Consider the following 26,594-nt stretch of genomic DNA (forward strand, 5'->3'; position numbering starts at 1 on the left):
AGTTATGGAAGATTGGTAATGGTTATCGTATTTCCTTTAACGGAATAATTAAATGGTGTGTCACGTTTTAGAAGTTCTAAAATGTTTTCGACACTGGATTCGCTAATTTTAATCGTTCCTGTAAAATTCTGTCTGGCCAAAACAGCATTTTCGTTGATAATTTCAACGTCGTAGGTACGCTGAATTATTTTAGCGATGGTGGAGAATGGGGTATCTTTAAAAGCAAGTTCACCTTTTGTCCATGCCGAATAAAAGCCTGGGTCAACTTCTTTTGTTGTAATTTTTTTGGAGTTATTGTTCCAGGTTGCCATTTGATTGGGCTGAAGCAAAACTGCATTTAGTTTGTTGTCGGCTTCATACATCTCAATACTTCCTTCTACCAAAATACCATTTACACTTGGGTTTTCAGGATAAGCACTTACGTTGAATTTCGTTCCCAAAACTTCAATATCAACCTGATCAGCATTTACAATAAAAGGATGTTCTTTGTCTTTGGCAACTTCAAAAAAAGCTTCACCGGTTAAGTACACATTTCTTTTTCCGTTAATGCCAAATTGTTCCGGATACTTTAAGGTAGTTCCTGAATTTAAACTCACAACAGTCCCGTCAGAAAGGGTAAGTTTAAACTTTTTCCCGTAAGGTACTTTTAGCGTATTGTAAACCACTTCCTGATCCTGAACTTTTCCAAAATAAATAATTTGGTTAGAAAATTTCTTCGCAATCAAATCGCCTTTGTCATTTACAAGTTTCGTCTGATTGTCTTTTGTAATATATTCAGAACGGCCATCGGCTAATTCTAAAACAATTTCTTTTGAAGATTTTGCTTTCTGATTAAAATCGAAAGCTACTTTTACTAATCCGCATAAAACAAGGAATACAGCAGCATATTTCAAATACTGAATGGCTTTCTTTTTAGGCTGAATAGCAATTACCTGAGTTGATGCTGTCGAAATATCTTCAGAAAGTGCGGTTAATGCCCAGGTTTTCTTTAGCGTGATAAAATGCTTTTTATTTTCTTCAGAAGCATCAATCCATTCAAACAGCAGTTGAACTTCTTGTTCTGAAGCTTCATTCGAAAGGTATTTATAAATGATTTCCGATGTCATATTTAAGTTTTTGAACTTCTCGTTTTATTAAGTACACTTCAGAAATAAAATACCCTACCTTTTATTTTTAATTATTACAAATAAGGATAAAAATTAAGAACAAATAATCTGATAATTTGGTTTTTAAAATCTTCAAAGCCTTTGTCATATGGGCTTCTACAGCTTTTAAGGTTACTTGCATTTCTTCGGCGATTTCTGCATTTTTTTTATTTTCGAAACGTTTTTTTATAAAAACTTCGCGGGTTTTGGGCGGAAGATCGCTTATCGATTCCTGAATTAAACGTTCAAGTTCGGTCAATTCTAAAGTATCAAACTGCACTGAGTTTAAGATTTCGATATCCAGTTCTCTTTCTTTTTGGTTTAAAACGTCACTCTTGAATTTATCCTTTACCTTATTATGCCGAATCATATTCAGGCATTTCGATTTGGCATAAGTATATAAAAAAGATTGGATACCGTTTAGCGATTCGACAGTTTCCTTGTTTTGCCACAAATACAAAAGAGCTTCCTGCGCCAGATTTTCAGCTTCATCTTTATCATAAATAAACTGAATACTAAAAGCGGTGATTCTTAGAAAGTATTTATCGTAAAAATAAGTGAAAGCAGTTTCGTCTCCTTCTTTGAAAGATTCAAAAAGATGTAGTTCGAAACTGGAATTATTATTCATTATAAAAGAATCACTTTTTAGAAAGCAATATAGGCAATTTAATAAAAAGACCTTTTTTGCACAGAAAGCGGCAAATATAAAAGTTTATTTATATTAATTCTAAATAAAATTCAAATAAACATCGTTTCAAAAAATATTATTCAGAATAAGTGTAAAAAACGCGTTTATCTTATAAGTTATGAGTAAGTTTAATGTTGCTTTGTGTTTGTTTTTACCATATAAGTTATATAAGTAAGTATAAGCTTTGTGTATTTTGAACCGTGAAAGGTCATATAAGTAATAATCATTGTTGATGAAGTTGAAATAAATAATGATGAATATAAAAGCCTTAGGAAGGAGAAAAATATCGCAGAGAACGCTAAGTTTTTTATTATTCTTAGCTTTTATAAAAAGGTAAAGTTCGCAAAGCTTTCGATTTAGCTTTGCGGACTCCTATGTACTTTTAAAAGAATTTGTTGATGAAAAATCTTTGCGTTCTCTGCGTTAAAAAATAATTGGGAAATTTAATTTTTATATTTCTCCACAATATTTAACGTTGATTTATAAAAAGTATGCAATACAACCTTAAGGTTAACTTATATAACTTATATGGTGAAAAAAACTTTTTATTCAAACTATAAAATTGCGCGAAAGACCTTTAATAGGTAATTATATAACTTATATGGTAAAAAATTTCCACTCAACTATTGGTAACTAAATTTTAATTTGTATCATTGTAGTATAGAATAGTATAATAACTTAAATTTTTATTTAATGAAACAGTATCCTTTCCTACTAAAGAGCTTGTTTATGTCCGTTTTACTAACGTCATTTTTTTGCATTCCGGCATTGGCTCAAAAAAATATTAAGATGACTTTTGGTAAAAGCGGTGTAATTACTTATGATGCAAAACAGAAAACTATTGCCGTTACTCAACACGGGGTAAATGTATTTAGCGGAGCAAAAGCGACTGTAGTAGTAAATGGAAAAACAATTGCAATAAGTTCATATCCTGATGCTCTTTTTGCGAAAGAAACAATTAATGATGATTTAGGAAAAGGACTAAAATATACACTTACTTATAAAGAAAATAGCAAGCCTACAGTAGTCCAAAGTTTTTTAACTTATAACAATAAGGACTATTTTATAACTCAATTAGAAATTTTAGGCAACGGACAAAAAGTAGCAACCAATTATATTGCGCCATTAGATTTAGGAAAAATTGCTTTTGATAAAATAGAAAATCTGCAAACGGTTTTTGTTCCTTATGATAATGATGCCTTTATTAGTTACAATTCTAAAAAATTAGATACAATCGCTCAAAATACAAGTGGTGAGGTTGGAATTATATTCAATAATACATCCCGAAAAGGTTTTATTGTAGGTTCGCTTGAACATACCGTTTGGAAAAGTGCCGTAAAAACCATTAATGAAAACAAACAAGCTTCGTTTTCTGCCTGGGCAGGATATTCAGAGAAAGAAAATACACGCGATAGTATTGCGCACGGTATTGTAAAGGGCGATAGAGTAGCTTCTCCAAAGTTTTTCGTGGGCTATTATTCAGACTGGAGAAATGGGATGGAAGAATATGCCAAAACCAATCGTATTGTAGAGAAACCCTATGTTTTTGCCTGGGACAAACCAACTCCGGTAGGCTGGAACAGTTGGGGAGTTTTGATGGAGAAAATCAATTTTGAAAATACAACGAAAGTGGCAGATTTCTTTGCCAATTCGGTTCCGGAATTCCGTGTTGGTAATACCGCATATATCGACCTTGACTCGTTTTGGGACAATATGGTAAAAGGTGGTTTTACAGGAGATTTTAGTAAACTAAAAGAATTTGCTGATTATTGCAAAAAGAAAGGTTTAGAACCGGGAGCCTATTGGGCACCGTTTACAGATTGGGGATGGAAAGATGGTCCAAATCGTAAAGCCGAAGGAAGTGATTATACGTTTGGCGAAATGTGGACGAAAACCGGAAATACTTATTTTGATTTTGATGGTGCGCGCGCCATCGATCCTACACATCCGGGAACGCTTAAACGTGTTGATTATGTGATCAATAAACTAAAAGAATGTGGTTTTAAAATGATTAAAATCGACTTTTTAGGTCACGCTGCCGCTGAATCTACTTCGTTTTATGATAAAGAGGTAACGACAGGAATGCAGGCGTATAAAGTAGGAATGGAACATTTGGTCAATGCTTTAGACGGAAAAATGTTGATTTACGCAGCGATTTCTCCCAATATGGCCACTTCACGTTACGCACACGTTCGTCGTATTGCGTGCGATGCCTGGAAAACGATCGAGCAAACACAATACACCTTAAACAGTGTCAATTATGGTTGGTGGCAAACGTATTCATATGATTATATCGATGCAGATCATGTTGTTTTTGCAGATGTTACAGAAGGAGAGAACCGTGCGAGATTAATTTCGTCTGTTATTACAGGAACTTTAATTACGGGAGACGATTACAGTAAAGACGGAATCTGGAGCAAGCGTGCAAAAGAATGGTTACAGAATAAAGAAATGCTTAAAATTGTCGAAAATGGGGTAGCATTCCGTCCTGTAGAAGGAAATACAGGAAAATTAACCACCGAAGTTTTCGAACAAAAAATTGGCAACAATTGGTATATAGCTGTTTTGAATTACGGAAATATGCCTAAAAACTATGCACTTCCGTTAGAAAGATTAGGCGTGAAAAAGGGGAACTATAAACTGCAGGATGTTTTTACCGCTCAAAATATCGACGTAAAAAACAACAGTATCAATTTAAGTATTGGTTCTAAAGATGCCCGTTTATTTAAAATTGTAAATCGTTAAATGAATGCTTATGAAAAAACAGTTTTTTAAGAAAACGATGCTATTATTGACGTTATTAATCCTTTCGTCAAATGCGGTTAATGCTAGAGTATCGTTACCTTCTTTCTTTACAGATAATATGGTATTGCAGCAAAAAAGCGCCGTTCCGTTTTGGGGAGAAAGCGATGCAGAATCAGTGAGTATTACCACTTCATGGGATAAAAAAACATACAAAACGAATGTCGAAAATGGCAAATGGAAGGTAGTTTTTAAAACTCCGGTTTATGGAGGACCGTACACAATTTCTATAAATGACGGAACAATTAAAACGCTCAACAATATTTTAATTGGAGAAGTTTGGCTGTGTTCCGGACAAAGTAATATGGAAATGCCGCTGGAAGGTTGGGGAAAAATCAATAATTATAAGGAAGAAATTGCAAACGCCAATTATCCTCAAATACGATTATTACAGGCAGAACATATAGAAAGCACTTTACCAGTAAGTACCCTAAAAGTACAACACGGCGGATGGAATGTTTGCAGTCCTGCAACGATAGCTGATTTTAGCGCAACGGCTTATTTTTTTGCAAGAATGATTTACAAAGAAAAAAAGATCCCAATTGGGTTAATTCATTCTTCGTGGGGAGGAACACTTATCGAAGCCTGGACAAGTTCCGGAGCGTTAACCACCATTCATGATTTTGATGCCGAAATTCAGGCGATGAAATCAGAAGTTGATCAGGAGGCTTTACTGAAAAAGTATAATGCCGATATGACCATCTGGGAAAAGAAATTGACAGATTCAGATAAAGGATTTCAAAACGCAAAAGCCATTTGGGCAACAGCCAGTTTTGATGATTCATCCTGGAAAACTATGCCATTGCCGGCATTTTTTGAAAATAAAGGATTATCCAATTTTGATGGCATAATCTGGTTTAGAAAAAAAGTAAATATTACTACAAACAATGCCGACTTTACCCTAAGTTATTTGGCAGATGACGACGATATGATTTGGGTAAACGGAAATTATATTGGCGAAACCAAAGGTTATAATGTAGAACGTCATTATACAATTCCGTCGAAGTTTCTCAAAAAAGGCGAGAACGTTATAACGATACGAGTTTTTGACGGAGCAGGAAACGGCGGAGTTTACGGAGATGAGAATTTCACTTTAAAATCAGTAAAAGAAACCATTTCATTAGCCGGAGACTGGAAATATAATATTGGCGCAGATATCAAAGATTTTCCTGCTAAACCTTATTTGGCTCAAGGCCAAAACAGACCAAGCGCGATATACAATGCCATGATTGCACCTATAACAGATTATAAAATAAAAGGCGTCATCTGGTATCAGGGAGAAAGTAATGCCGAAAGAGCGTATCAATACCAAAAGTTATTTCCGCTGTTGATAAACGATTGGAGAGACAAATTCAAAGATAAAAAATTACCGTTTTTCTTTGTTCAATTGGCGAATTACAAACAGAAAAAAGAACAACCGGCAGATTCAGATTGGGCAGAGTTGAGAGAAGCCCAATTTAAAGCTTTGAAACTATCCAACACCGGAATGGCGGTGACAACCGATATCGGGAACGGAGAAGACATTCACCCCAAAAACAAACAAGATGTAGGAGGTCGTTTGGCGAGTATAGCTTTGGCGAAAGTATACAATACCAAAATCGATTACTCAGGACCGTTGTATAAATCGTACAACATAAAAGGAAATACAGTTACGGTTGATTTTGATTTTAATAAAAACATAAAAGCCAGAGACGATACGCTTAAAGGATTTAGTATTGCAGGATCAGACCAAAAGTTTTATTGGGCTCAAGCCAAAGTAGTCAACGGCAAAGTCGAGGTATATGCTCATGAAGTACCAAATCCGGTTGCTGTTCGCTACAATTGGGCTGATAATCCTGACGGAAATTTAACGAACGAATCGGGATTGCCTGCATCATCTTTTAGAACAGATATTTGGGCAGGAATTACACAAGAAAAGAAATAAAAAAAATAGAATAAAATGAAAAAACACATTACCACTTTAAGGCAATCTTTTGGGATAGCATTTTTTATGCTGGCGAGTTATTGCAGTCCGGTTTCGGCGCAACAAATTATATCAGTAAAAACAAAAAGTAATGCGCTTGTTTTGCAGGTAACTCCGGGAAAAGAAGTGAACACCATTTATTTAGGAGAAAAATTAGCAAACGATTTTGATTACGTAAAAATACAAAGTCAGTTCAAACAAGGAACAGATTATTCAGGAATTTACAATGCAGCTTATACACCATCAGGTTCTAAAAACTTATTGGAACCAGCGATTGCCGTAACACATGCTGACGGAAATACTTCACTGGATTTGTTATATGTAGACCATAAAACAACAACGGTAAGTACAGGAGTTTCTCAAACCGAAATTACACTAAAAGACAATGTTTACCCAATCGAGGTGCATATGTTTATTCAGTCGTATTATGATACTGATGTTATCGAACAATGGACAACGATTAAGCATTCTGAAAAAGGAAATATTACGTTAAATAAATATGCATCAGCCAATTTGTATTTAAAAGGATACAACAACTTTTACCTGAACCAATATCATGGTGACTGGGCAAAAGAAATGCAGCCTGAAGAAACCAAACTAACGCACGGAATTAAAGTTTTGGATACCAAATTAGGAGCACGTGCCAACTTGTTTCAACCGTCTGTATTTATGGTTTCTTTGGATAAACCAGCTACAGAAGACGAAGGAAAAGTGTTGTTTGCAGGTTTAGAATGGTCAGGGAATTTCCGTACCGATCTTGAATTAGATCCGTTAAATAATCTTCGTGTTATTTCGGGGATTAATAATGCAGCAGCGGCTTATTCACTGGCAAAAAATACAGTTTTTACCACGCCTAAATTTTGGTACACTTTATCATCTAAAGGAAAAGGTAATGCAAGCCGTAACCTACACGACTGGTCAAGAAGTTATAAAATATTAGACGGAAAAGGAAGCCGTATGACATTGCTGAACAACTGGGAAGCTACTTATTTCAAATTTGATGAAGATAAATTAAAAGTACTTATCGCCGATAGTAAAAAACTGGGTGTTGATATGTTTTTATTGGATGATGGATGGTTCGGAAACAATTTTCCTCGTAATAATGATGACGCAGCTCTTGGAGACTGGGACGTAAACAAAAAGAAATTACCAAACGGAATTGGAACTTTGGTACAAACAGCCAAAGACAATCAGGTAAAATTCGGAATCTGGATCGAGCCGGAAATGGTAAATCCTGCGAGTGATTTGTACAAAAAACATCCTGAATGGATCATCAAACAACCGGGAAGAGCAGAACATTATTTCCGTAACCAATTGGTTTTGGATTTATCTAACCCAAAAGTTCAGGATTTTGTTTATGGAGTTGTGGATAATCTTTTTACAGAAAATCCAGAATTGGCATATATCAAATGGGATTGTAATGCGGTGATTTATAACGCCTATTCAAGTAATTTAAAAGACAAACAAAATAATTTTTATACAGATTATGTAACAGGATTGTATAAAGTTCTGGAGCGCATTCGAGTAAAATATCCAAAAGTACCTATGATGCTTTGTTCCGGTGGTGGAGGAAGAGTAGATTATGCAGCTTTGAAATACTTTACAGAATTCTGGCCAAGTGATAACACAGATCCTTTAGAGCGTGTGTATATGCAATGGGAATACTCTTATTTCTATCCTGCATTAACAATTGCTGCACACGTTACAGATTGGGGAAAACAACCTTTGAAATACCGTACCGATGTTGCCATGATGGGAAGATTAGGTTTTGATATTGTAGTAAAAGACCTGAACGAGAAAGATTTGACTTTTGCTCAGCAGGCAATTAAAAACTATAATGCATTGAGCAACACCATTTGGCAGGGAGACCAATACCGTTTGCAAAATCCTTGGGGTAATGATGCAGCATCGGTAATGTTTGTCAACAAAAACGGAAATGAAGCGGTAGTTTTTACTTATTCTGTTAATTCCCGTTACGAAGCAGGAACACATTTACCAATAAAATTAAAAGGTTTGCAAGCCGGACAAAACTATAAAGTAGAAGAAATCAACGTATATCCTGATAAAAAGCCAGTGGTAGAAACCGCTACATATTCAGGTGATTTTTTAATGCAGGTAGGAATTAATCCTAATGTAAATTCTTCTAATACAAGTGTTGTTTTAAAAATTACAAAGGCTTAAAATCTCAAACATTAGTATATATTTGTAATTGATTTCTAAATAAATACCTATTAAAACGTTTTATGAAGCAAATTATCCAACAGATAAAAAATCTGGAATCCATCAATTCCTTATCTAAACATGAGCAATTGGTTCAGGGTATAATTAATGCCATTGATGAAAAAGTGGTTACAAAAGGCGATTTACTGCCATCTGTAAATACATTTATAAGTGAATTGGGTTTTGCGAGAGAAACCATTGCCAAAGCGTATAAAGAACTTGTGCACAGAGGAATTATCGAATCAAAAAACCGATTGGGTTATTTTGTTGCTACCAATGATGTAAAACAAGAGTTAAAAGTGGCTTTGCTAATATTTGCATTTGATATTTTTCAGGAAACGTTTTACGAGAATTTTAGAAAAGGTCTGGGAAAGAACATTCAGCTGGACATCTTTTTTCACCACAATAATTTTGATACTTTCGAAAGTATTGTTCAGAATATAAAAGGAAAATATGGCATGTTTGTTATTGCTCCAATTCCGAGTAAAAAAACACCGGCTGTTTTAAAACAATTGCCTACCAACAGAGTGTTACTGGTAGACCGTTTTATAGAAACAGATGAAGATTATAATTATGTTGCACAAGAGTTTGGAGATTCGTCTTACAATGCTTTTGTGCAGCTTAAAGATAAAATTAAAAAGTACGACGAGATCATTTTCTTCTTTAAACCATCATCTGCTGAACCTGATGAAATCTTAAATTCATTTAAAAGATTCATGAAGGATTATGATATCAAAGGAGTTATCAAAGAAGAGTATGTTTCGGGTTCTTTGGAGAAAGGAAAAGTGTATTTTACGATTCACAATCTTGAACTTTGGGAAATGCTGAAAGACTCCAAAATCAAAGGGCTTAAAATAGGCTCAGACATTGGTTTTATTTCGCATAATGATGATATCGTAAAAGAAATTATTTTTGACGGAGTAACCACATTCTCTACAGATTTCTCTGAAATGGGAAAAAAAGCGGCGAACTTTGTGCTGAATCGTAAAAAGATTCAGGAGATTGTTCCAACAGTTTTAGTTGATAGAAATTCGCTGTAGTGTATGAGTGTATTGTCGATTGTTAGTTTTTTGCTCATTACGGGTTTTATTGCCTTATTTTCAGCTTTAAAAACACGTAAAAAAAAGGTCCAAACTACAAATGGACTTTTTTTTGCAGATCATAACAACAATTTTTTTATAGTAGGAGGAGCATTACTATTAAGTAATATAAGTGCGAATCAATTTATAGGCGAAAACGAATCCATATACACAAACAATATGAGCGTTATGGCATGGGGCGTAAGTTCTGTGCTGGCGATGTTGCTTGTAGCGGAGTTCTTTTTGCCTATTTATTTTCGTACCGGAGCCATGACAATTCCGGATTATCTGGGAAAACGCTACGATAATTCGACCAAAAGATTAGTGTCGATTGTATTTCTGTGCAGTTATGTCGTGAACTTATTGCCAGCCGTTTTATACGGTGGCGCGGTTGCACTTACCGGAATGTTCAATTTTATAGCGCCTTTACAATTAAGCTATTGGCAAAACATCTGGATTATGGTTTGGGTGATTGGGCTAACAGGCTGCGCCTATTCGGTTTTAGGCGGATTAAGAGCAATATCGATAAGTGATACCATTTTAAGTATCGGTTTATTGACCATTGGGATTGCTTTCCCATACTTCGGGTTTAAATTTCTGGGTAATGGCGATTGGTTTAAAGGATTTCATATTTTGCTGTCTCAACATACAGAACATCTCAATGCTATTGGAGGTCCAAAAGACGAAATTCCGCTGAGTACCATTTTTACCGGGATGTTTATCATGAACCTGTATTATTGGGGAATGGAGCAGTTTATTGTCCAGCAAGCACTTTCGGCAAAGAGTTTATCGCACAGCCAGAAAGGGATGGGATTAGCTTGTTTAGGAAAGCTTTTGTGTCCGTTTATTATTAATATTCCTGGATTAGTTGGGGTTCATCTCTATAGTAATCTCGAAAACACCGCTGAGGTTTTTCCTTTGGTGGTAAAAGATACTTTGCCGGGTATTATGATTGGTCTTACGGCTGCAGTTGTTCTTGGCGCAGCGATAAGTACTTTTAATGCCGGTTTAAACAGCAGTAGTACATTGTTCGTACTAAATCTATATAAACCGTGGTTAGAGAAAAGAAACAAAGAAATTACAGAAAAGCATTTGGTCTACACCGGACGAAAATTCGAAATTATTGTTTCGGCTTTGGCGATGTTTTCTGCTCCGTTTATCATGTTTAGCAAAGCAGGATTTTATACCTATTTGCAACAATTGGGCGGAATGTTTTGCGTGCCTATTTTCACGATTATTCTGGTAGGTTTTGTGTCTAAAAAAGTTCCGCCACAAGCCGCCAAAATCGGAATGATATTCTTTATTTTTAGTTATATCATCTTCAATTATATATTAGATATCAAACTGCATTATTTGCATATGCTGGCGTTATTATTTGTGTTTACCACAATATGTATGCTGGTGGTTGCCAGGTTTTATCCAAAATATAAATACACCGAAATCAAAATTGAATCTCTCGAATTATCGCCTTGGAAAAACCGTTATTGGTATTTCGCTTTACTTTTGATGGGGATGGTTAGTATTTTCGTTCTGTTCTCGAAATGGGGGATAGCTTAGGATGAGGTACTAAGGTTCTGAGGGACAAAGGTTCAAAGGTTTTACTATAGGGATGCATGTTTGTGCGTCCTTTTTTGTTTCATTATGAACGAGGGTTTTTATCGTAGAGACGCACAGCAGTGCGTCTAACGCAAAGAAGCTTCACAATTATGATCTGACAATCTTTATAGAATTTCTTTGTCATGGCACACAGATGACACGGATTTGCTTCGCAAAAACACGGATCAAAACGGATTTTTTATTTTACTTGCAAAGTAACCACAATCTTGTCATCCTGACGCAGGAATGATCACACTAGTAATTCCGTAAAGTGATGCCGCAATCTTTGTCGAGCTTCTTGTGTGATCATTCCTGCGTCAGGATGACAAATACTTTGGGGTTATGTTGGGTGAAAAATGTTCAACGTAAAGTAAACGCAGTCTTGTCATCCCGAGGAACGAGGGATCTCCGCAAGAAACTCCTCCTGCAAAATCGCCAATCTTTGTAGAGATGCTGGTGGAGATCCCTCGTTCCTCGGGATGACAAACAAAAAATCCGCGTTTTTGCGAAGCAAATCCGTGTCATCTGTGTGCCATGACAAAGAATATCAACAAAGATTACTGTTGAAAACTGAATATATTAATCATAAGATATGTCTTGTAATGTAAAAACCCCCATCAATGTGTCGGTTTTACGCAAAGAAATTAGGTATTCGTTTTACGATTTTAAGCCTTTAATTGAGATTTTTTTATAATGTTTTTAGTAATAATTTTTTAGAAACCGAGCTCTTATGATGATTATTGCCAAACAAAATTTATATATCGTAAATCGTTACAAAGTGGTTGTTTTCTTTGTCTAGAAGCGTGAATGATTGAATTTTTGTCTGATATTTCTTTATTTTATTGCTTTCTTTTTTTTCTTTTTACTGTTTAAAAGTGCTTATTTATAGTAAAGCCGAAATAAAACGAGGAAAAAAATAACAAATTCTTAAAACATAAATTTGGTTGTTATGAAAATATTTGTATGTTTGTATTGTTGTAGTATAGTATAGTATAAGTCAATTCGTTTTCTCATATTTTAAATGCTCAATAATTCAAAAAACCAACTCAATATTTTATTAACTAAAAACCAAATCATTATGAGAATCGCAATAAGATACTTATGCTTCTTAGTAGTTATGATGTCCGCCGGTACACTTTATTCCCAAACCATCACCGGTAAAGTTACAGATAATGAAAATTTACCATTACCTGGCGCTACAGTTATAGTAAAGGGTACACAGACCTCGACGATAACGGACATGGACGGAAGTTACAAATTAACCAATGTTAAAACTGGATCTACTTTAGAATTTAGTTTCATAGGATTTAATACGCAAAGTGTTTCGGCCAATAATTCGGTTGTAAATGTTTCTTTAAAACCAAGCTCTCAGGAATTAAATGAAGTTGTAATAGTTGGAGCTGTAATGAAAAAAGGAGATCTAACGGGTGCTGTAAGCAGTGTTTCTGGTGATAAACTTAGAGAGGTTCCAACGCCAAATGTGGTGCAGGCGCTACAAGGACGTGCTTCGGGTGTATATGTACAACAAAGTGCTGTACCTGGTCAGTCTGGTACAATAAGAATTAGGGGAAATAATTCGCTGAACTTTGGCGGTAACCCAATATTTGTAATAGATGGTTTGATTACCGACAGCAATTTTGAAAACATAAATCCTGACGATGTTGCCAGTATGGAAGTGCTTAAAGATGCTTCGGCTACTGCACTATATGGTTCAAGAGCAGCAAATGGAGTAATCGTAATTACAACAAAAAAAGGTTCAAGATCTGGAGAAGCAAAAATACAATATGATACATGGACCGGTGTCTCTGAATTTGCAAGAACTATCCCGTTGATGAATGGCCAGCAATTATTTGATCTTAGGGTTGATGCTTATGCGAATCGTTATATGGATGAAAATCCAGGTGCTGATCGTGCTGCTTATGTTAACCAAATTAAGTCAAACGGTTCGACTGTATTTGCGCCTTATGAATTGGAATCTTACAGAACGGGTAAAAGTTACAACTGGTTAGATCAGGTAACACGTTCAGGTTTTCAAACGAATCACAATTTAAGTTTTAGCGGAGGCGGAGAAAAAGGAACTTATTTTGTGAGTTTTAATTATGTTAATCAGGAAGGACTTCTTAAAAACTCTGATTTTAAAAGATACAACGGAAAAATTAACCTTACGCAGGATTTAAAATCATGGCTGCAGTTTGGTACCAATACTACTTTTTCAAGAAGCAAGAGCAATTATCAGGAAGGAAGTGCCTTTGGTGTGGCATTGGGAGCAAATCCATTATTGCCTATAGACGCTAAGTCTACTTATCTTAGATATGGTGAAGTGTTCGACCAGAATCTTTACAATCCGATAAGAAGTCTTGATATCATAAATTCAAGCTCACGTAACAGACTTACCAGTAGTAATTTCTTAAGTGCAAAACCTCTAAAAGGTCTTGATATCAGAACTACTTTGTCTGTAGATATTGCAGATCAGGCAAATTTTGATTATATACCAAGTTATACAGGACAGTCGCTTAGAAATTCTATGGATGGAGAAGCGCATCATTATAGATATTCACAATTCAATTATCAGTGGGATAATACTGTAAGTTACAGTAAAGTTTTTGCTGCAAAGCATGACGTAAATCTTATGGGAGGATTTTCTGTAATGAGTAATTCAGGGAATAGTACTGATGTAAGAGCTCGCGGATTTGTTAGTGATGATTTGACCTACATGGCATTATCAGGAGCATACCAAAAGGATAATGCGCAGTTAAGCTCGAATTTTACCGATTATTCAAACCAATCGTATTTTGCAAGAGCGAACTATACTTATGATGGTAAATACACTATTACCGGTACAGTACGAAGAGATGGTTCTTCTAAATTTGGCCCTAATAACAAATGGGGAACCTTTCCTTCTATAGCAGGAAGTTGGGATATTGCCAAAGAAAATTTCCTTTCAGGATTTGAAAAATTAGATCAACTTAAATTTCGTGTAGGTTATGGTATGGTGGGGAATCAAAATGTAGATGCTTACAGATATTTTGCCTTATATAATGCACAAGTTAGTAATAATTCAGGGACTTACGTGTCTGATAATTATATTGATAATTTTGATTTAAGATGGGAAAAACAAAAACAATTTAATGTTGGATTAGATACTGGTTTCTTTCAAAACAGACTGACTGCAAGTGCTAATTATTTTCATATCAATAATGACGACCTTTTAATGTTGCGTAATATGCCGGTTTCATCAGGATATAAATATAAGCTGGATAATATTGGTGCTACCACTAATGAGGGTATAGAAGTAGAACTTAGAGGTGACATTATTAGAAACAAGGACTTTAAATGGAATGTTTCTGCCAACATATCATCGGCAAAAAATAAGGTTACAAAACTTTATGGAGATGCTACAGAGATCTACAACCTGGGTGGTTATAGCAACAATGAGATCCAACGTACCGGAAACTTTTTCTTAGGTCAATCGGTAAACACAGTGTATGTGTTTCAATATGATGGTATTGCACAACAGGGAGAAAATCTTACCGGAGTAAATTACGGAAGTAGAACTGTTCAGGCTGGGGATATTAAAATTAAAGACCGTAATGGCGATGGTGTAATAAACGATCAGGACAGGTATGTTGTTGGTGATTTGAATCCTGATTATTATGGAGGTTTTTCTACCGATCTTAATTATAAAGGTTTTGCATTAAACGCCGTATTTTCTTATTCAATAGGAGGTAAAAGACCAAGTGGTACCTACGAAAGCTATATGAATTCAGGAGGTATGAGTGCAGCACATACAGATCTTTTAGATCGTTGGACTCCTACCAATACCAATACAGATGTACCAAGAGCTTATTATGGAGGAGGAAGATATACTTTGGGTGAGACCGATAAGGCAATACAAGATGCTTCATTCCTAAGATTAAATGCACTTACATTATCGTATACATTACAAGACAAGGTTGCAGAAAGTGTTTTTCTTAAAAATGTAAGGTTTTATGTAACGGGATCAAATCTATTTATTGTAACGAAATACAAAGGGTATGATCCAGAGGGAGGAGATTCTTATCCAATTTCCAGAATGGTAGTTATGGGATTAAATGTATCTCTTTAATCAAATTAATTTAAAAAATTATTTTATGAAAGCAAAAATTATAGCCTTTATGGCCGTGGCAATATTCTCAGCCTCCTGTTCTTCAGATTTTTTAGAGGAAGAGCCTAAAAGTTCACTTACTGCTGCACAGGCATATGGCAGTTTAGGTAAAATAGAGCCTGTTCTTTTAGGAGCGATTACGAATTGGAGAAATATGCAAAAAGACCGTGCAGGGCTTTATACTTCTCTTGGTACAGACGAAGCGCAACAAGGTGCTTTGCAGGTAACCGGAGATGCAAACCAGGCAGGACTTGATTTGTACAATGGTTTTCTAAGTCAGGAGAATCAGGCAATTGGACAATTATGGAATGACAGATGGCCAGTAATTGAAGTAGCTGCACAAACTATTAGAGCATTAGGGACTAATACCGAAGATGATAGTGCAAAACGTGATCTCTTAATGGGTGAAGCTAGTTTTTTAAGAGCAACATTAATGTTTGAGCTTACACAATATTGGGGAGAAATACCTATTAATGATAAAGCAAAAACAGCAGAATTTGGTTTAAGACGTCAGCCTTTGCCTTTGGTTTATTCTTATATCGTTGCCGATTTGGAAAGAGCAATTGAAAAACTTCCTGTAGCACAAAGCAATCCTGCATTTCCTGCAAAAGGGGTAGCTCAGGCGCTTTTAGGAAAAGTATATCTATATGCTCCTGAAGCTTCAGGACATCGTGATTATACTAAAGCAAAGCAATGGTTTGGAGAAGTTATTACTTCCGGAAAGTATAGTTTATTGCCAAATTACGCAGATGTTTTTAGTCCGGACCACGCTAATTCTTCAGAATCCCTATATGAATGGCAGTATACTAATAACTGGCCTGATAACAACCAGATACAATGGCAGACAGGTTCAAGAGTTTTAGCAAACATAAACCAATATGCTTATTTTGGCGGTTATGATCTTATACTTCCTACTCAATATTGTTATAAAGATAAAACAGATGGCGGAATATGGGAACCAGGTGATGTACGTAAAGAAGCAAGTATTCGTTATGATTTTACTTATAAAGGAGTTAAACCTACACTTCCTGCTGGTTTTGGTGGTGATGAGTTGGATCCACACATTAAAAAATTTGAAGATATTCGTGTAGAAGGAAAACAATCATTTTGGAATTCAGGCAAAAATAAAGCGTATATCAGATATTCGGATGTATTACTTAATTACGCAGAATGTTTAAATGAATTAGGAAACACGACAGAAGCAGAAGGATATGTAAATCAGGTTCGTACAAGAGCGTTTGGAGGAACATTACCTGAAGCAATGAAATGGAGCGGACTTTCCCAATCTCAGTTCAGAGTGCAAATTCTTGACGAACGTATGCGTGAGTTAGCTTTTGAAGGCTGGAGAAGAATGGATCTTCTTCGAACAGGAAAATTGGTAGAATTAGTAGGTGCCCGTAACAAATGGGCAAAACAAAACGGTACAATTGCTGCATTTCATAATCTTTACCCTATTCCTATCGGAGAGATCAAGCTTAATGATGAAATTGGTCCGGAAAACCAAAATCCAGGATATTAATGTTTTTGAAGACAATTTTAATGTAATTTTTTATTTTTTGGTCACGTGATTTTTGGTTAGTCACAGTTTTGATTTGCAATGCCATTTTGGATTTAGGTAATAACAGTACGAAGTTTTCTGTTAGAAAAAACTTAGTCCAAAATGGCATTCTTTTTTTAATGTTTACAAAAATGTAAACGAATCAAATAGTAATATGAAGTTTAATACAATTCACTTTTTTATATGGTTATTAGTTTTAAATGCTTTTTCGTTAAGTATTTATGCTCAAGACAAAGTAAGTTTAAACTCTTCTGATATCGTTTGGAAAGTCAAACCGCAGGCAGAAGTAGGACAGGACAGTCTTAAAATATTTACCCCAAATTATTCAGGAACAAATTGGGTAAATGCCGTTGTTCCGGGTACCATTTTCAATTCGTATGTCGTAAGCGGATTAGAAAAAGATCCTAATTATGGCGACAATATTTATCAGGTTGATAAAGCAAAATACGATCGCAGTTTTTGGTATCGCACCGAATTTAAAGTTCCGGAAAATTTTACAAAAGATATTATTTGGTTAAATTTTGAAGGAATCAATCGCGAAGGTGATGTTTACCTTAACGGAAAAAAAATAGCCACACTTAGCGGAATGATGCAACGTGGTAAATTTGATATTACTAAGTTGGTGCATCGCAGCGATAAAAATGTTCTGGCAGTTTTGGTAAGCATTCCCAAAACGCCTTTAAATAATTACGGAAGTCCAACCTATATTTCAAGCGCCGGCTGGGATTGGATGCCGTATGTACCAGGATTAAATTCCGGTATTACAGATGATGTTTTTCTAAGCAATACAAATAAAATTACGATTGTAGATCCTTGGATTCATACCAATTTACCTTCGAATGCACGAGCAGATCTTGATGTAAAAGTAGAATTGAAGAATTCTTCGGCACAAAATCAGGAAGGAGTTTTGACAGGAGTAATTATGCCCGGAAATATTACTTTTTCTAAAAAAATAAGTTTAGATGCAAACGCAATTACAAGCGTACATTTAAATAAAGAACAATTTCCGGAACTTTCGATTCAGAATCCTAAATTATGGTGGCCAAATGGTTACGGAGATCCTAATTTATATACGTGTCAGTTTACTTTGAAAATTGGAGATGTAGTTTCGGATACTCAAAAAATAACTTTTGGAATCAAGAAATATACTTACGATACAGAGGGCGGAGTTCTGCATGTTTCGATAAACGGAAAACGTGTTTTTCTAAAAGGTGGAAACTGGGGAATGAGCGAATATATGCTTCGTTGCAGAGGAGACGAATACGATCTAAAAGTGAAACTGCACAAAGAAATGAATTATAATATCATTCGTAACTGGTTAGGTTCTACCACAGATGATGAATTCTATGAGGCTTGTGATAAATATGGAATTATGGTTTGGGATGATTTTTGGTTAAATGCAAATCCAAACTTGCCATTAGACATTCACGTTTTTAATAGCAATGTAATCGAGAAAATAAAACGAGTAAGAAATCATGCGAGCATAGCAGTTTGGTGCGGGAATAACGAAGGATTACCACAACCTCCGTTAAACGGCTGGATTGCCGAAAATATAAAGACTTTTGACAATAATGACAGATATTATCAGCCTTGTTCAAACACGGGAAACTTAAGCGGCAGCGGACTTTGGGGCAATAAAGATCCGAGGTTTTATTTTACCAAATATCCTGCGGCTTATGTGGGGACAGGAGATGGCCCAAGTTGGGGTTTAAGAACTGAAATTGGTACAGCCGTTTTCCCAAACATTGAAAGTTTTAAGAAATTTATTCCTGAAAAAGACTGGTGGCCAAGAAACGATATGTGGGACAAACATTTCTTTGGGCAGAAAGCTTTTAATGCTTCGCCCGATAATTATGATAATAGCATAAATGAACGTTACGGAAAACCAAATAACCTCGAAGAATATACCACAAAAGCCCAATTATTAAACATCGAAACCAACAAAGCCATGTACGAAGGCTGGTTAGATCATATGTGGGAAGATGCTTCAGGTATCATGATCTGGATGAGTCAATCTTCTTATCCTAGTATGGTTTGGCAAACGTATGACTATTATTATGATTTAACAGGAGCATATTGGGGCGTAAAATCAGCTTGTGAGCCCATGCATATTCAATGGAATTCAGTAAATAATTCGGTTAAAGTAATTAACACGACAGGAACTGATTTCAAGAATTTAAAGGCCGAAGCCGAAGTATTTAATATGGATGGAAAATCAGTATCGAAATTCAAACAAAATGCGACTGTCGATTCGTATTCGAATACTGCGACAGAAAGTTTCGTGATTCCGTTTTATTCGAACCAAAAAGATCTTGCTTTTCAAAAAAATGCAACAGCTTCTTCAACAGACGGAGGAAATCTAAGAGACGTTACAGACGGAGATTCAAACAGCCGTTGGGCAAGTAAATCAACAGATAATGAATGGATTTATGTAGATCTTGAAAACGAATATACCATAAACAGAGTAGTTTTAAATTGGGAAAATGCCTTTGGAAAAGAATATAAAATTCAGGTAAGTATAGATGCCAAAAACTGGACAGATGTAAGTGTTATAAAAGGGGGAAAACAAGGTCTTGAAACCATTTCGTTTGACGAAGTAAAAGCGCGTTATGTTCGAATGTTGGGTGTAAAACGCGGTTCAGGTTGGGGGTATTCACTTTACGATTTTAAAGTTTTTGGTGCCGATGCCAATACTTCAGATTTAAGTCCGGTACATTTTATTCGATTAAAATTAAAAGATGCCCAAAACAAATTAGTTAGTGAGAATTTTTATTGGAGAGGAATCAACATGAAAGATTTCACAGAACTTAATAAACTGCCAAAAGCAAACGTAAATGTTTCCAGCAAAGTGGTAAAACAAAACGGAAAATATGTGATAAAAGCAAAAGTTTCAAGCCCACAAGGAATTGCTTTTGGAATTCATATTCAAACATTAAATGATAAAACCGGAGCTCAGATTTTACCAGCAATTGTAAGCGATAGTTATTTTACTTTGCTAAAAGGAGAAAGCAAAGAAATTATAGTAGAATTTGATGAAACACTTTTGAAAAATGGCGAAAAACCGGTTATAAAAGCTGTTTCTTATAATAAATGACAAAGTATTCTCAAAGCAAACCTGTCAGGTTTAATAATAACAAAATCGGTTAAATAAATTTACCACTAATTAAAATCATTTCAAATCCTTTAATCAGTGGCAAAAAAAGATAATTATGAATATCAAAAAATACAAAGCATTACTTTTTATATTACTGCCTTTTTTAGGTTATTCGCAAAGTAATCCGTTAGAATTATGGTATACAAAACCTGCATCTCAATGGGAAGAAACTTTACCATTAGGAAACGGGCGTTTAGGAATCATGCCGGATGGCGGAATCACAACCGAAAAATTGGTGCTAAACGATATTACTTTATGGAGCGGATCGCCACAAGACGCCAACAATTATAAAGCCTATACTTTTTTACATCAAATAAGAGAATTATTATTAGCCAATAAAAACAGTGATGCCGAAAAACTAATTAATGAGAATTTTGTCTGTACAGGCCCGGGTTCAGGAAGCGGAGACGGAGCCAATGTACAATTTGGCTGTTATCAGGTTTTGGGAGATATGACTTTAAAATTTGATTACAAAACCAAATCGCAGCCTGTAAATTACAGCAGAAATCTCGACATACAAACGGCAGTTGCAGCGACTCAATTTGTACTTGACGGAGTTACTTACAAGCGTGAATATTTTGCAGGTTTTGGCGATGATGCGGCTTTTATCAAATTGACTGCAAGCAAAAAAGGGAAATTAAATTTTATTGTTCAGTTAGACAGGCCAGAGCATTTTAAAACCGTAAATGGAAACGATAATTCACTTGTAATGTCAGGTCAGTTAAACAACGGCAGCGACGGAAAAGGAATGCGTTATAAAGCAAAAGTAAAAACGCAGTTAAAAGACGGAAATGCATTATATACTAATAATACAATCGAAATAAAAAATGCAACCGAAGTAGTACTGTTTATTTCGATGGGAACAGATTTTAAAGATAAAAACTTCGAATCTACAATAGATAAAATTTTAGAGGCAGCGATGCAAAAGAAATATCAGGATCAGAAGAAAACACATATCGACAACTATCAAAAGTTATTCAATCGTGTGGCTTTGAATTTCGGAAAATCAACAAAAAAAGCGTTGCCTACAAATGAGCGTTTAGATGTTTTTATGAAAGATGCTGATTCAGATACCGGACTTCCTGTTTTGTTTTACCAATACGGGCGTTATTTAAGCATCAGCAGTACCAGAGTTGGATTATTACCGCCAAATTTACAAGGATTATGGGCGCATCAGGTTCAGACACCCTGGAACGGAGATTACCATCTTGACGTAAATGTACAAATGAATCACTGGGCATTAGAAACGGGCAATTTATCAGAATTGAATCTTCCGCTAAAAGATTTGGTGAAGCAAATGGTGCCTTACGGCGAAAAAACAGCCAAAGCCTATTACAATGCCGATGGTTGGGTAGCACACGTAATTACAAATGTTTGGGGCTTTACAGAACCGGGAGAAAGTGCTTCATGGGGAATTGCAAAAGCGGGTTCCGGCTGGTTGTGCAACAATTTATGGAACCATTATTTGTATACAAATGATAAAGAATATCTCGCTGAAATTTATCCAATAATAAAAGGTGCGGCCCAGTTTTATAACAGCATGTTGGTAAAAGATCCGGAAACGGGCTGGTTGGTCACTTCACCATCTGTATCGCCTGAGAATTCATTTTTCTTGCCAAACGGACAGGATGCACACGTTTGTATGGGACCAACAATTGACAATCAAATTGTTCGTGAATTATTTGATAACGTAATCGCAGCATCTACAAAATTAGGATTGGACAATGATCTCAGAATCGAACTTGAAAAACGATTAAAATTATTACCTCCGGCGGGAGTAGTTTCGCCTGACGGAAGAATTCAGGAATGGCTAAAAGATTATAAGGAACCAGACGCTCAACATCGTCACATTTCTCATTTATACGGACTATATCCAGCGTCTTTAATAACTCCGGAAAGTACGCCAGAATTGGCAGAAGCCGCTAAAAAAACACTTGAAGTAAGAGGTGATGACGGGCCAAGCTGGTCAATCGCCTATAAAATGTTGTTTTGGTCTCGTTTGAAAGAAGGAAACCGAGCTTATAAATTATTAAAAACAATTCTTAGACCAACGCTTGCAACCAACATAAATTATGGAGCAGGAGGAGGAGTTTATCCTAATTTACTTTCGGCGGGACCGCCATTTCAAATTGATGGAAATTTTGGTGCAGCTGCCGGAATTGGCGAAATGCTGATTCAAAGTCATGCAGGATTTATCGAATTATTGCCCGCAATGCCAGATGTTTGGTTAAATGAGGGAGAAGTAAAAGGGCTTAAAGCCGAAGGGAATTTTACCGTAAACATCAAATGGGAAAAAGGTAAAGTAACTAAATATGAGATTCTATCTCCAATACCATCAAAAGTAAAAGTGAAGGTAAATGGAGAATTAAAAGAAATCACTTCTTCTAAATTGTAATAACAACAAGACCTAACAGGTTTTTAAAACCTGTTAGGTCTAATAATTGAATAGCCCCCAGCTTTAGCTGGGGATTATAAAATGATTATGCAATATGGCTTTAGCTGAAATCATAATGTATTTCGGCTAAAGCCATTTTTATATTCGACTCTTTTGATCTCCAGCTAAAGCTGGAGTCTATTCATAATGAAATTCAACACGATCTTGTTATTTTAATTCCAAAGCTTCTAAAGAGAGATCACACAAGAAACTCCGCAACTAAAAGAACTAATCTTTGTCGATTTACTAATGTGATCCTTCGTTCAGAATGACAAGATTACGTAAAGTTAATTATGAGCAAAATAAAAAATCCGTATTTATCTGCGTTTTCGCGAAGCGAATCCGTATAATCCGCGTACCATATTCTATTCTGAGAATGACAAGATTATGACAATAAAAAAAGGTTTGATGAAATTAATCATCAAACCTTTTTTGTTTCCAAAGACCTGAGAGGTTTTCAAAACCTGTCAGATCTAATATTTAAACTACTAACTTAAACAGAAACGGATTCTTCATTCCTCAATAAAGACAAATGAATCGTAACTCCTGAATGACTTTTTTCTTCAGATAAAACACTTTCAAAAACTTGCTCAGCTTCCGCTTTTTTATCCAAACCTAAAAGTCCTAATCCCTGCATATACAAACAGTGAATTTTGTTGCGTTTATCTAAATCGTCTTCCCAAATCATAAGATCCGGAAGTGAAACTGCAAAATAATCTATTGTAACATGATCGTTGAGGTGTTTTTTAGCGTAAGCGACTAATTTTTCAAAACGTTTATCAGCTTCAGATTGTTGGTTTAATTTTAAGAAAGCCCAGCCCTGATAGAAAATTTTATCCGGTTGCTGATCGTTATAGAAAATCGCTGCCGTTGGTTCTTCTAAGCCCTGAGTTGCTTTGTTCCACCAGTTTTTGGCTTCTTCCGGATTATTCTTTTTCTCAAAAGCAACACCCAACCAATAATGAATATCATTTTCCTGAGCGCCAGGTAATTTTCCTTCACCTAAATTATCAGGATACGTTTGTGCTTGTTCCAAAAGTTCAATGGCTTTATCGTAATTTCCTTCGGAGATTTGTTGTTTAGCAATTTCGGTTAAAGCAACCAGATATTGTCCGCTTACTTTTCCTTCGCCGCCTTCCCACGGATGGAAAATTCGGTTTTGTAATAAGGTTAGCGCTTTGTCGTGTTTTCCTAAAAGGTTGTATAAGGCCACTCTTTCTAAGTAAACATCATCACGCTGAATTACCAATTCTAAATGTTTTTCTAAGAAAGCCAATCTAAAAACCAAATCCCTGTTCAAACGTTTGTACAACTGGTCTAATTCCATTAAAATTCTGGAATCTTCTACATCTAATGAAAATGCTTTTTCTAAACTAGAAAGTGCCTTTTGTTCGTTTTCTAGTTTGTTATAATACGCCAAAGCCAAATTACGGTGCACCGTTGGGAAACGATCATCTATAGCGACAGATTCTTCCCAACAAGCAATAGCATCGTCATAGAATTTTGAAGCGTACCAAAAGTTGCCTAAAAAATACAACGCTTTTGCATCATTGGTTTGCTTCTGAATTACATTTTGAAGTACCAATGCAGCTTCAATCTGGTTAGGGAAACAATAGTCCGGTTTTGCTTTAGAAGCCATTTTGAAGCATTCTTCGGCTTGACCGAAATCATTTAATTTTTCATAGAAAGAACCCGCATAATACCACGCCATTGGATACGTTTCTTCGTCTTTTAAACCTTCAGATAATAAATTTACAGCTTCCTTATATAAACCTGCCGCGGCGTAATCTAAAGCATATTCTATATACGTATGAATATTATTTCTGATCAATGAGTTGAAATATTTCAGCTCTTTTTTGTCATTGCTTAAAAGGTATTTCTCGTAAAGCAATCCAAAATTGAAACAATCATTTTCTAAATAAGTATTCGCCAATTGAAGCGCTTTTTCTTTTTGATTTAACTTTCTAAGAAAGGCAACTTGCAAATGCAGCGCTTTATGATCTTCGGTATTTTTAGAAATCGCTTTTTTAATGTGTGTTAATGCCAATTCATAATCATCGTTTAAAGCATCCAATTGCGCTACATAAAAATAGCCTTGATTTTGCCAGGCCGCATTCCACGTTGATTTGTAGAACGCATCGTAAGCTTCCTGGTTTTTATTCTGATATTTAAGGCACAATCCTAAATTAAAATAAGCTTCACCTTCATACGGATTTGGATTTCGTTGTGTCAATGTTTTAATAGCCGCTCTAAAATAAGGTTCCGCTTCTGCAAATTTTGCTCTTCGCATTAACCACAATCCCATTGCATTATTCGAGCGAATATCTCCTGCATCACGTTTTATGGCTTCTTTATAATACGGAATCGGACTGTAAGTGGCGTGTCTGTATTGTTCTAAATGTTGTGCTGTCAGGAACAATTGTTCGTTGTTTTCGATCTCTTCGGGAGCTAGAGCTGGTTTTGCAGCTTCAGGAATTTCGTCTTCATTTTGTCCTTCATAAATCCAATCTACCAAAACTTTATCATCAGCATCAGTTACAGAAATCGATAATCCTTCTAAAGAAGTATTCTCAAAATCAATCGTTTCTTCAAATGAATTGTAAGGTGAAGCATCATATTGTTTTTGGAATAAAACAGTTTCATTATTCTTTAAAGTAACCGTGGTATTCGGATAAACGCCAGTTGTATACGCTTTTATGACTAAATTGTTTTCGATACTTTCCAGATTTACCATTGCATTTTTGGTCGCATTTTTTACAATACCTAAATCACGATACGGCATAAAATACTGCGTAAAATCTTTTTGTTCACCCGGCATAATCCAGGTAAAATCGGGTTGATTATCGGTGTAAACGCCACACATCAATTCGATATACGGCCCATCTTCATCGGTAAGATTGCGATCCCAGGCACGACCAAAATCGCCGTGACCCCAAGTCCATTGTTTTTTTCCCGGAGAAACATGGTGATTGGCTACGTGCAATAATCCGCCTTTAGAATCATTTTCGTAGCCTCCCACAAAATTATATTTGGATGCAATCGCCATATACGACGTTGGAACCGGAATGTTTTTATAGCGGGAAATATCAGTTCCCGGCGAATAATCGACTTTATAATAGGTTCCTTTCGCAATTGGGAAAGACGAAACATCACGTTTACCATGATCAAAAACAGCATTTACGTCCGGCGGAAAAACCGACTGATAATCATCATTTACCTTAACAGCAGGATTGGCCCACCATAAAAACGTTTGCGGAAACGATGTTCTGTTATACAATTGCGCTTTAATTTCCAGATAAGCTTTGTCAGGATACAACCTGAAACCCGCCATACCTTTGGTTCTGAACATACGTTCGACTTCGCTGCACCAAACGGTTGCGCTGCCGTCTTCGTGTTCTTCAATTGTAAAATCAACAGGATCAAAAGTCGTTGGTCTGTGGTGTTGTGGCCAGTTAAATTCGATTCCGCCAGAAATCCACGGACCGGTAAGTCCAACCAAAGCCGGTTTCACCACCTGATTGTAATATACAAAATGACGTTCTTTGGTTTTATCATACGCCATATGAACGCGCCCGCCAAGTTCAGGCAGGATCATTATTTTAACGAACTCATTTTCAAGATAAACGGCTTGATATTCTTTGTCGATTTTTTCGTCTGCTATTTTTTCAATAACCGGATAAGGATATACAGATCCGTTACTTCCCTGATACACTCTTTTCTCAATAAATACAGGATTTTTTTCAGGTTTGCCCACCTCATAGGTTGGCAGGATTATTTTTTCCTTCCAAACATTTACTTTTTGCATGATGTA

At 35.7% G+C, this 26,594-nt stretch carries 12 protein-coding genes; 9 read left to right on the top strand and 3 right to left on the bottom strand.

All coding sequences use genetic code 11. From position 1 onward, the window contains the following. Positions 1–2: 2 nt before the first annotated feature. The gene (locus tag FLP_RS11775) at positions 3–1,106 is read right to left on the bottom strand and encodes a FecR family protein (protein ID WP_065449703.1); all 1,104 of its coding nucleotides are present in this window, start codon (positions 1,104–1,106) and stop codon (positions 3–5) included. Between the two features lie 67 nt (positions 1,107–1,173). Further along, on the bottom strand, positions 1,174–1,773 hold the full coding sequence (locus tag FLP_RS11780) for an RNA polymerase sigma-70 factor (protein ID WP_065449704.1): 600 nt from the start codon (positions 1,771–1,773) through the stop codon (positions 1,174–1,176). A 789-nt stretch (positions 1,774–2,562) separates the two neighbouring features. Between FLP_RS11780 and FLP_RS11785 the strand changes: the two genes are divergently transcribed. The 9 genes from FLP_RS11785 to FLP_RS11825 all read left to right on the top strand — a co-directional run bounded on the left by FLP_RS11785 (position 2,563) and on the right by FLP_RS11825 (position 22,744). Further along, positions 2,563–4,578 carry an alpha-amylase family protein gene (locus tag FLP_RS11785; protein WP_065449705.1) on the top strand — a complete coding sequence of 672 codons (2,016 nt, stop codon included), beginning with the start codon at positions 2,563–2,565 and terminating at the stop codon, positions 4,576–4,578. A gap of 10 nt (positions 4,579–4,588) precedes the next feature. After that, on the top strand, positions 4,589–6,559 hold the full coding sequence (locus tag FLP_RS11790; RefSeq protein WP_065450261.1) for a sialate O-acetylesterase: 1,971 nt from the start codon (positions 4,589–4,591) through the stop codon (positions 6,557–6,559). 15 nt (positions 6,560–6,574) lie between these two features. Continuing rightward, positions 6,575–8,779 (top strand): alpha-galactosidase, encoded by a 2,205-nt coding sequence (locus FLP_RS11795; protein ID WP_065449706.1) that lies wholly within the window; start codon positions 6,575–6,577, stop codon positions 8,777–8,779. Between the two features lie 62 nt (positions 8,780–8,841). Beyond that, on the top strand, positions 8,842–9,858 hold the full coding sequence (locus tag FLP_RS11800) for a GntR family transcriptional regulator (protein WP_065449707.1): 1,017 nt from the start codon (positions 8,842–8,844) through the stop codon (positions 9,856–9,858). Positions 9,859–9,861: 3 nt separating this feature from the next. Next, on the top strand, positions 9,862–11,454 hold the full coding sequence (locus tag FLP_RS11805) for a solute:sodium symporter family transporter (RefSeq protein WP_065449708.1): 1,593 nt from the start codon (positions 9,862–9,864) through the stop codon (positions 11,452–11,454). Between the two features lie 1,117 nt (positions 11,455–12,571). Continuing rightward, positions 12,572–15,598, top strand: coding sequence for a SusC/RagA family TonB-linked outer membrane protein (locus FLP_RS11810; RefSeq protein WP_065450262.1), 3,027 nt, complete (start codon positions 12,572–12,574; stop codon positions 15,596–15,598). Positions 15,599–15,623: 25 nt separating this feature from the next. Continuing rightward, entirely contained in the window at positions 15,624–17,156 is a 1,533-nt protein-coding gene (locus FLP_RS11815) for a RagB/SusD family nutrient uptake outer membrane protein (protein WP_065450263.1), read from the top strand. A gap of 193 nt (positions 17,157–17,349) precedes the next feature. Beyond that, positions 17,350–20,289, top strand: coding sequence for a discoidin domain-containing protein (locus FLP_RS11820; RefSeq protein WP_065449709.1), 2,940 nt, complete (start codon positions 17,350–17,352; stop codon positions 20,287–20,289). 115 nt (positions 20,290–20,404) lie between these two features. Continuing rightward, complete coding sequence (locus tag FLP_RS11825; RefSeq protein ID WP_065449710.1) at positions 20,405–22,744, top strand: glycoside hydrolase family 95 protein; 2,340 nt, start codon at positions 20,405–20,407, stop codon at positions 22,742–22,744. Between the two features lie 532 nt (positions 22,745–23,276). Here FLP_RS11825 and FLP_RS11830 read toward each other — a convergent pair. Next, a complete protein-coding gene (locus FLP_RS11830) occupies positions 23,277–26,588 on the bottom strand; it encodes a tetratricopeptide repeat protein (RefSeq protein WP_065449711.1) in 3,312 nt (1,103 codons plus the stop codon). Positions 26,589–26,594: the final 6 nt, after the last annotated feature.

It is taken from the genome of Flavobacterium piscis (assembly GCF_001686925.1).
Taxonomy (GTDB): Bacteria; Bacteroidota; Bacteroidia; order Flavobacteriales; family Flavobacteriaceae; genus Flavobacterium; species Flavobacterium piscis.

What these genes read in the sequence shown, in the direction of transcription:
- FLP_RS11795 (WP_065449706.1), top strand. Translation starts at nt 6,575, where the DNA reads ATGAAAAAACACATTACCACTTTAAGGCAATCTTTTGGGATAGCATTT.
- FLP_RS11785 (WP_065449705.1), top strand. Translation starts at nt 2,563, where the DNA reads ATGTCCGTTTTACTAACGTCATTTTTTTGCATTCCGGCATTGGCTCAA.
- FLP_RS11775 (WP_065449703.1), bottom strand. Translation starts at nt 1,106, where the DNA reads ATGACATCGGAAATCATTTATAAATACCTTTCGAATGAAGCTTCAGAA.
- FLP_RS11800 (WP_065449707.1), top strand. Translation starts at nt 8,842, where the DNA reads ATGAAGCAAATTATCCAACAGATAAAAAATCTGGAATCCATCAATTCC.
- FLP_RS11830 (WP_065449711.1), bottom strand. Translation starts at nt 26,588, where the DNA reads ATGCAAAAAGTAAATGTTTGGAAGGAAAAAATAATCCTGCCAACCTAT.
- FLP_RS11820 (WP_065449709.1), top strand. Translation starts at nt 17,350, where the DNA reads ATGAAGTTTAATACAATTCACTTTTTTATATGGTTATTAGTTTTAAAT.
- FLP_RS11810 (WP_065450262.1), top strand. Translation starts at nt 12,572, where the DNA reads ATGAGAATCGCAATAAGATACTTATGCTTCTTAGTAGTTATGATGTCC.
- FLP_RS11815 (WP_065450263.1), top strand. Translation starts at nt 15,624, where the DNA reads ATGAAAGCAAAAATTATAGCCTTTATGGCCGTGGCAATATTCTCAGCC.
- FLP_RS11825 (WP_065449710.1), top strand. Translation starts at nt 20,405, where the DNA reads ATGAATATCAAAAAATACAAAGCATTACTTTTTATATTACTGCCTTTT.
- FLP_RS11780 (WP_065449704.1), bottom strand. Translation starts at nt 1,773, where the DNA reads ATGAATAATAATTCCAGTTTCGAACTACATCTTTTTGAATCTTTCAAA.
- FLP_RS11805 (WP_065449708.1), top strand. Translation starts at nt 9,862, where the DNA reads ATGAGTGTATTGTCGATTGTTAGTTTTTTGCTCATTACGGGTTTTATT.
- FLP_RS11790 (WP_065450261.1), top strand. Translation starts at nt 4,589, where the DNA reads ATGAAAAAACAGTTTTTTAAGAAAACGATGCTATTATTGACGTTATTA.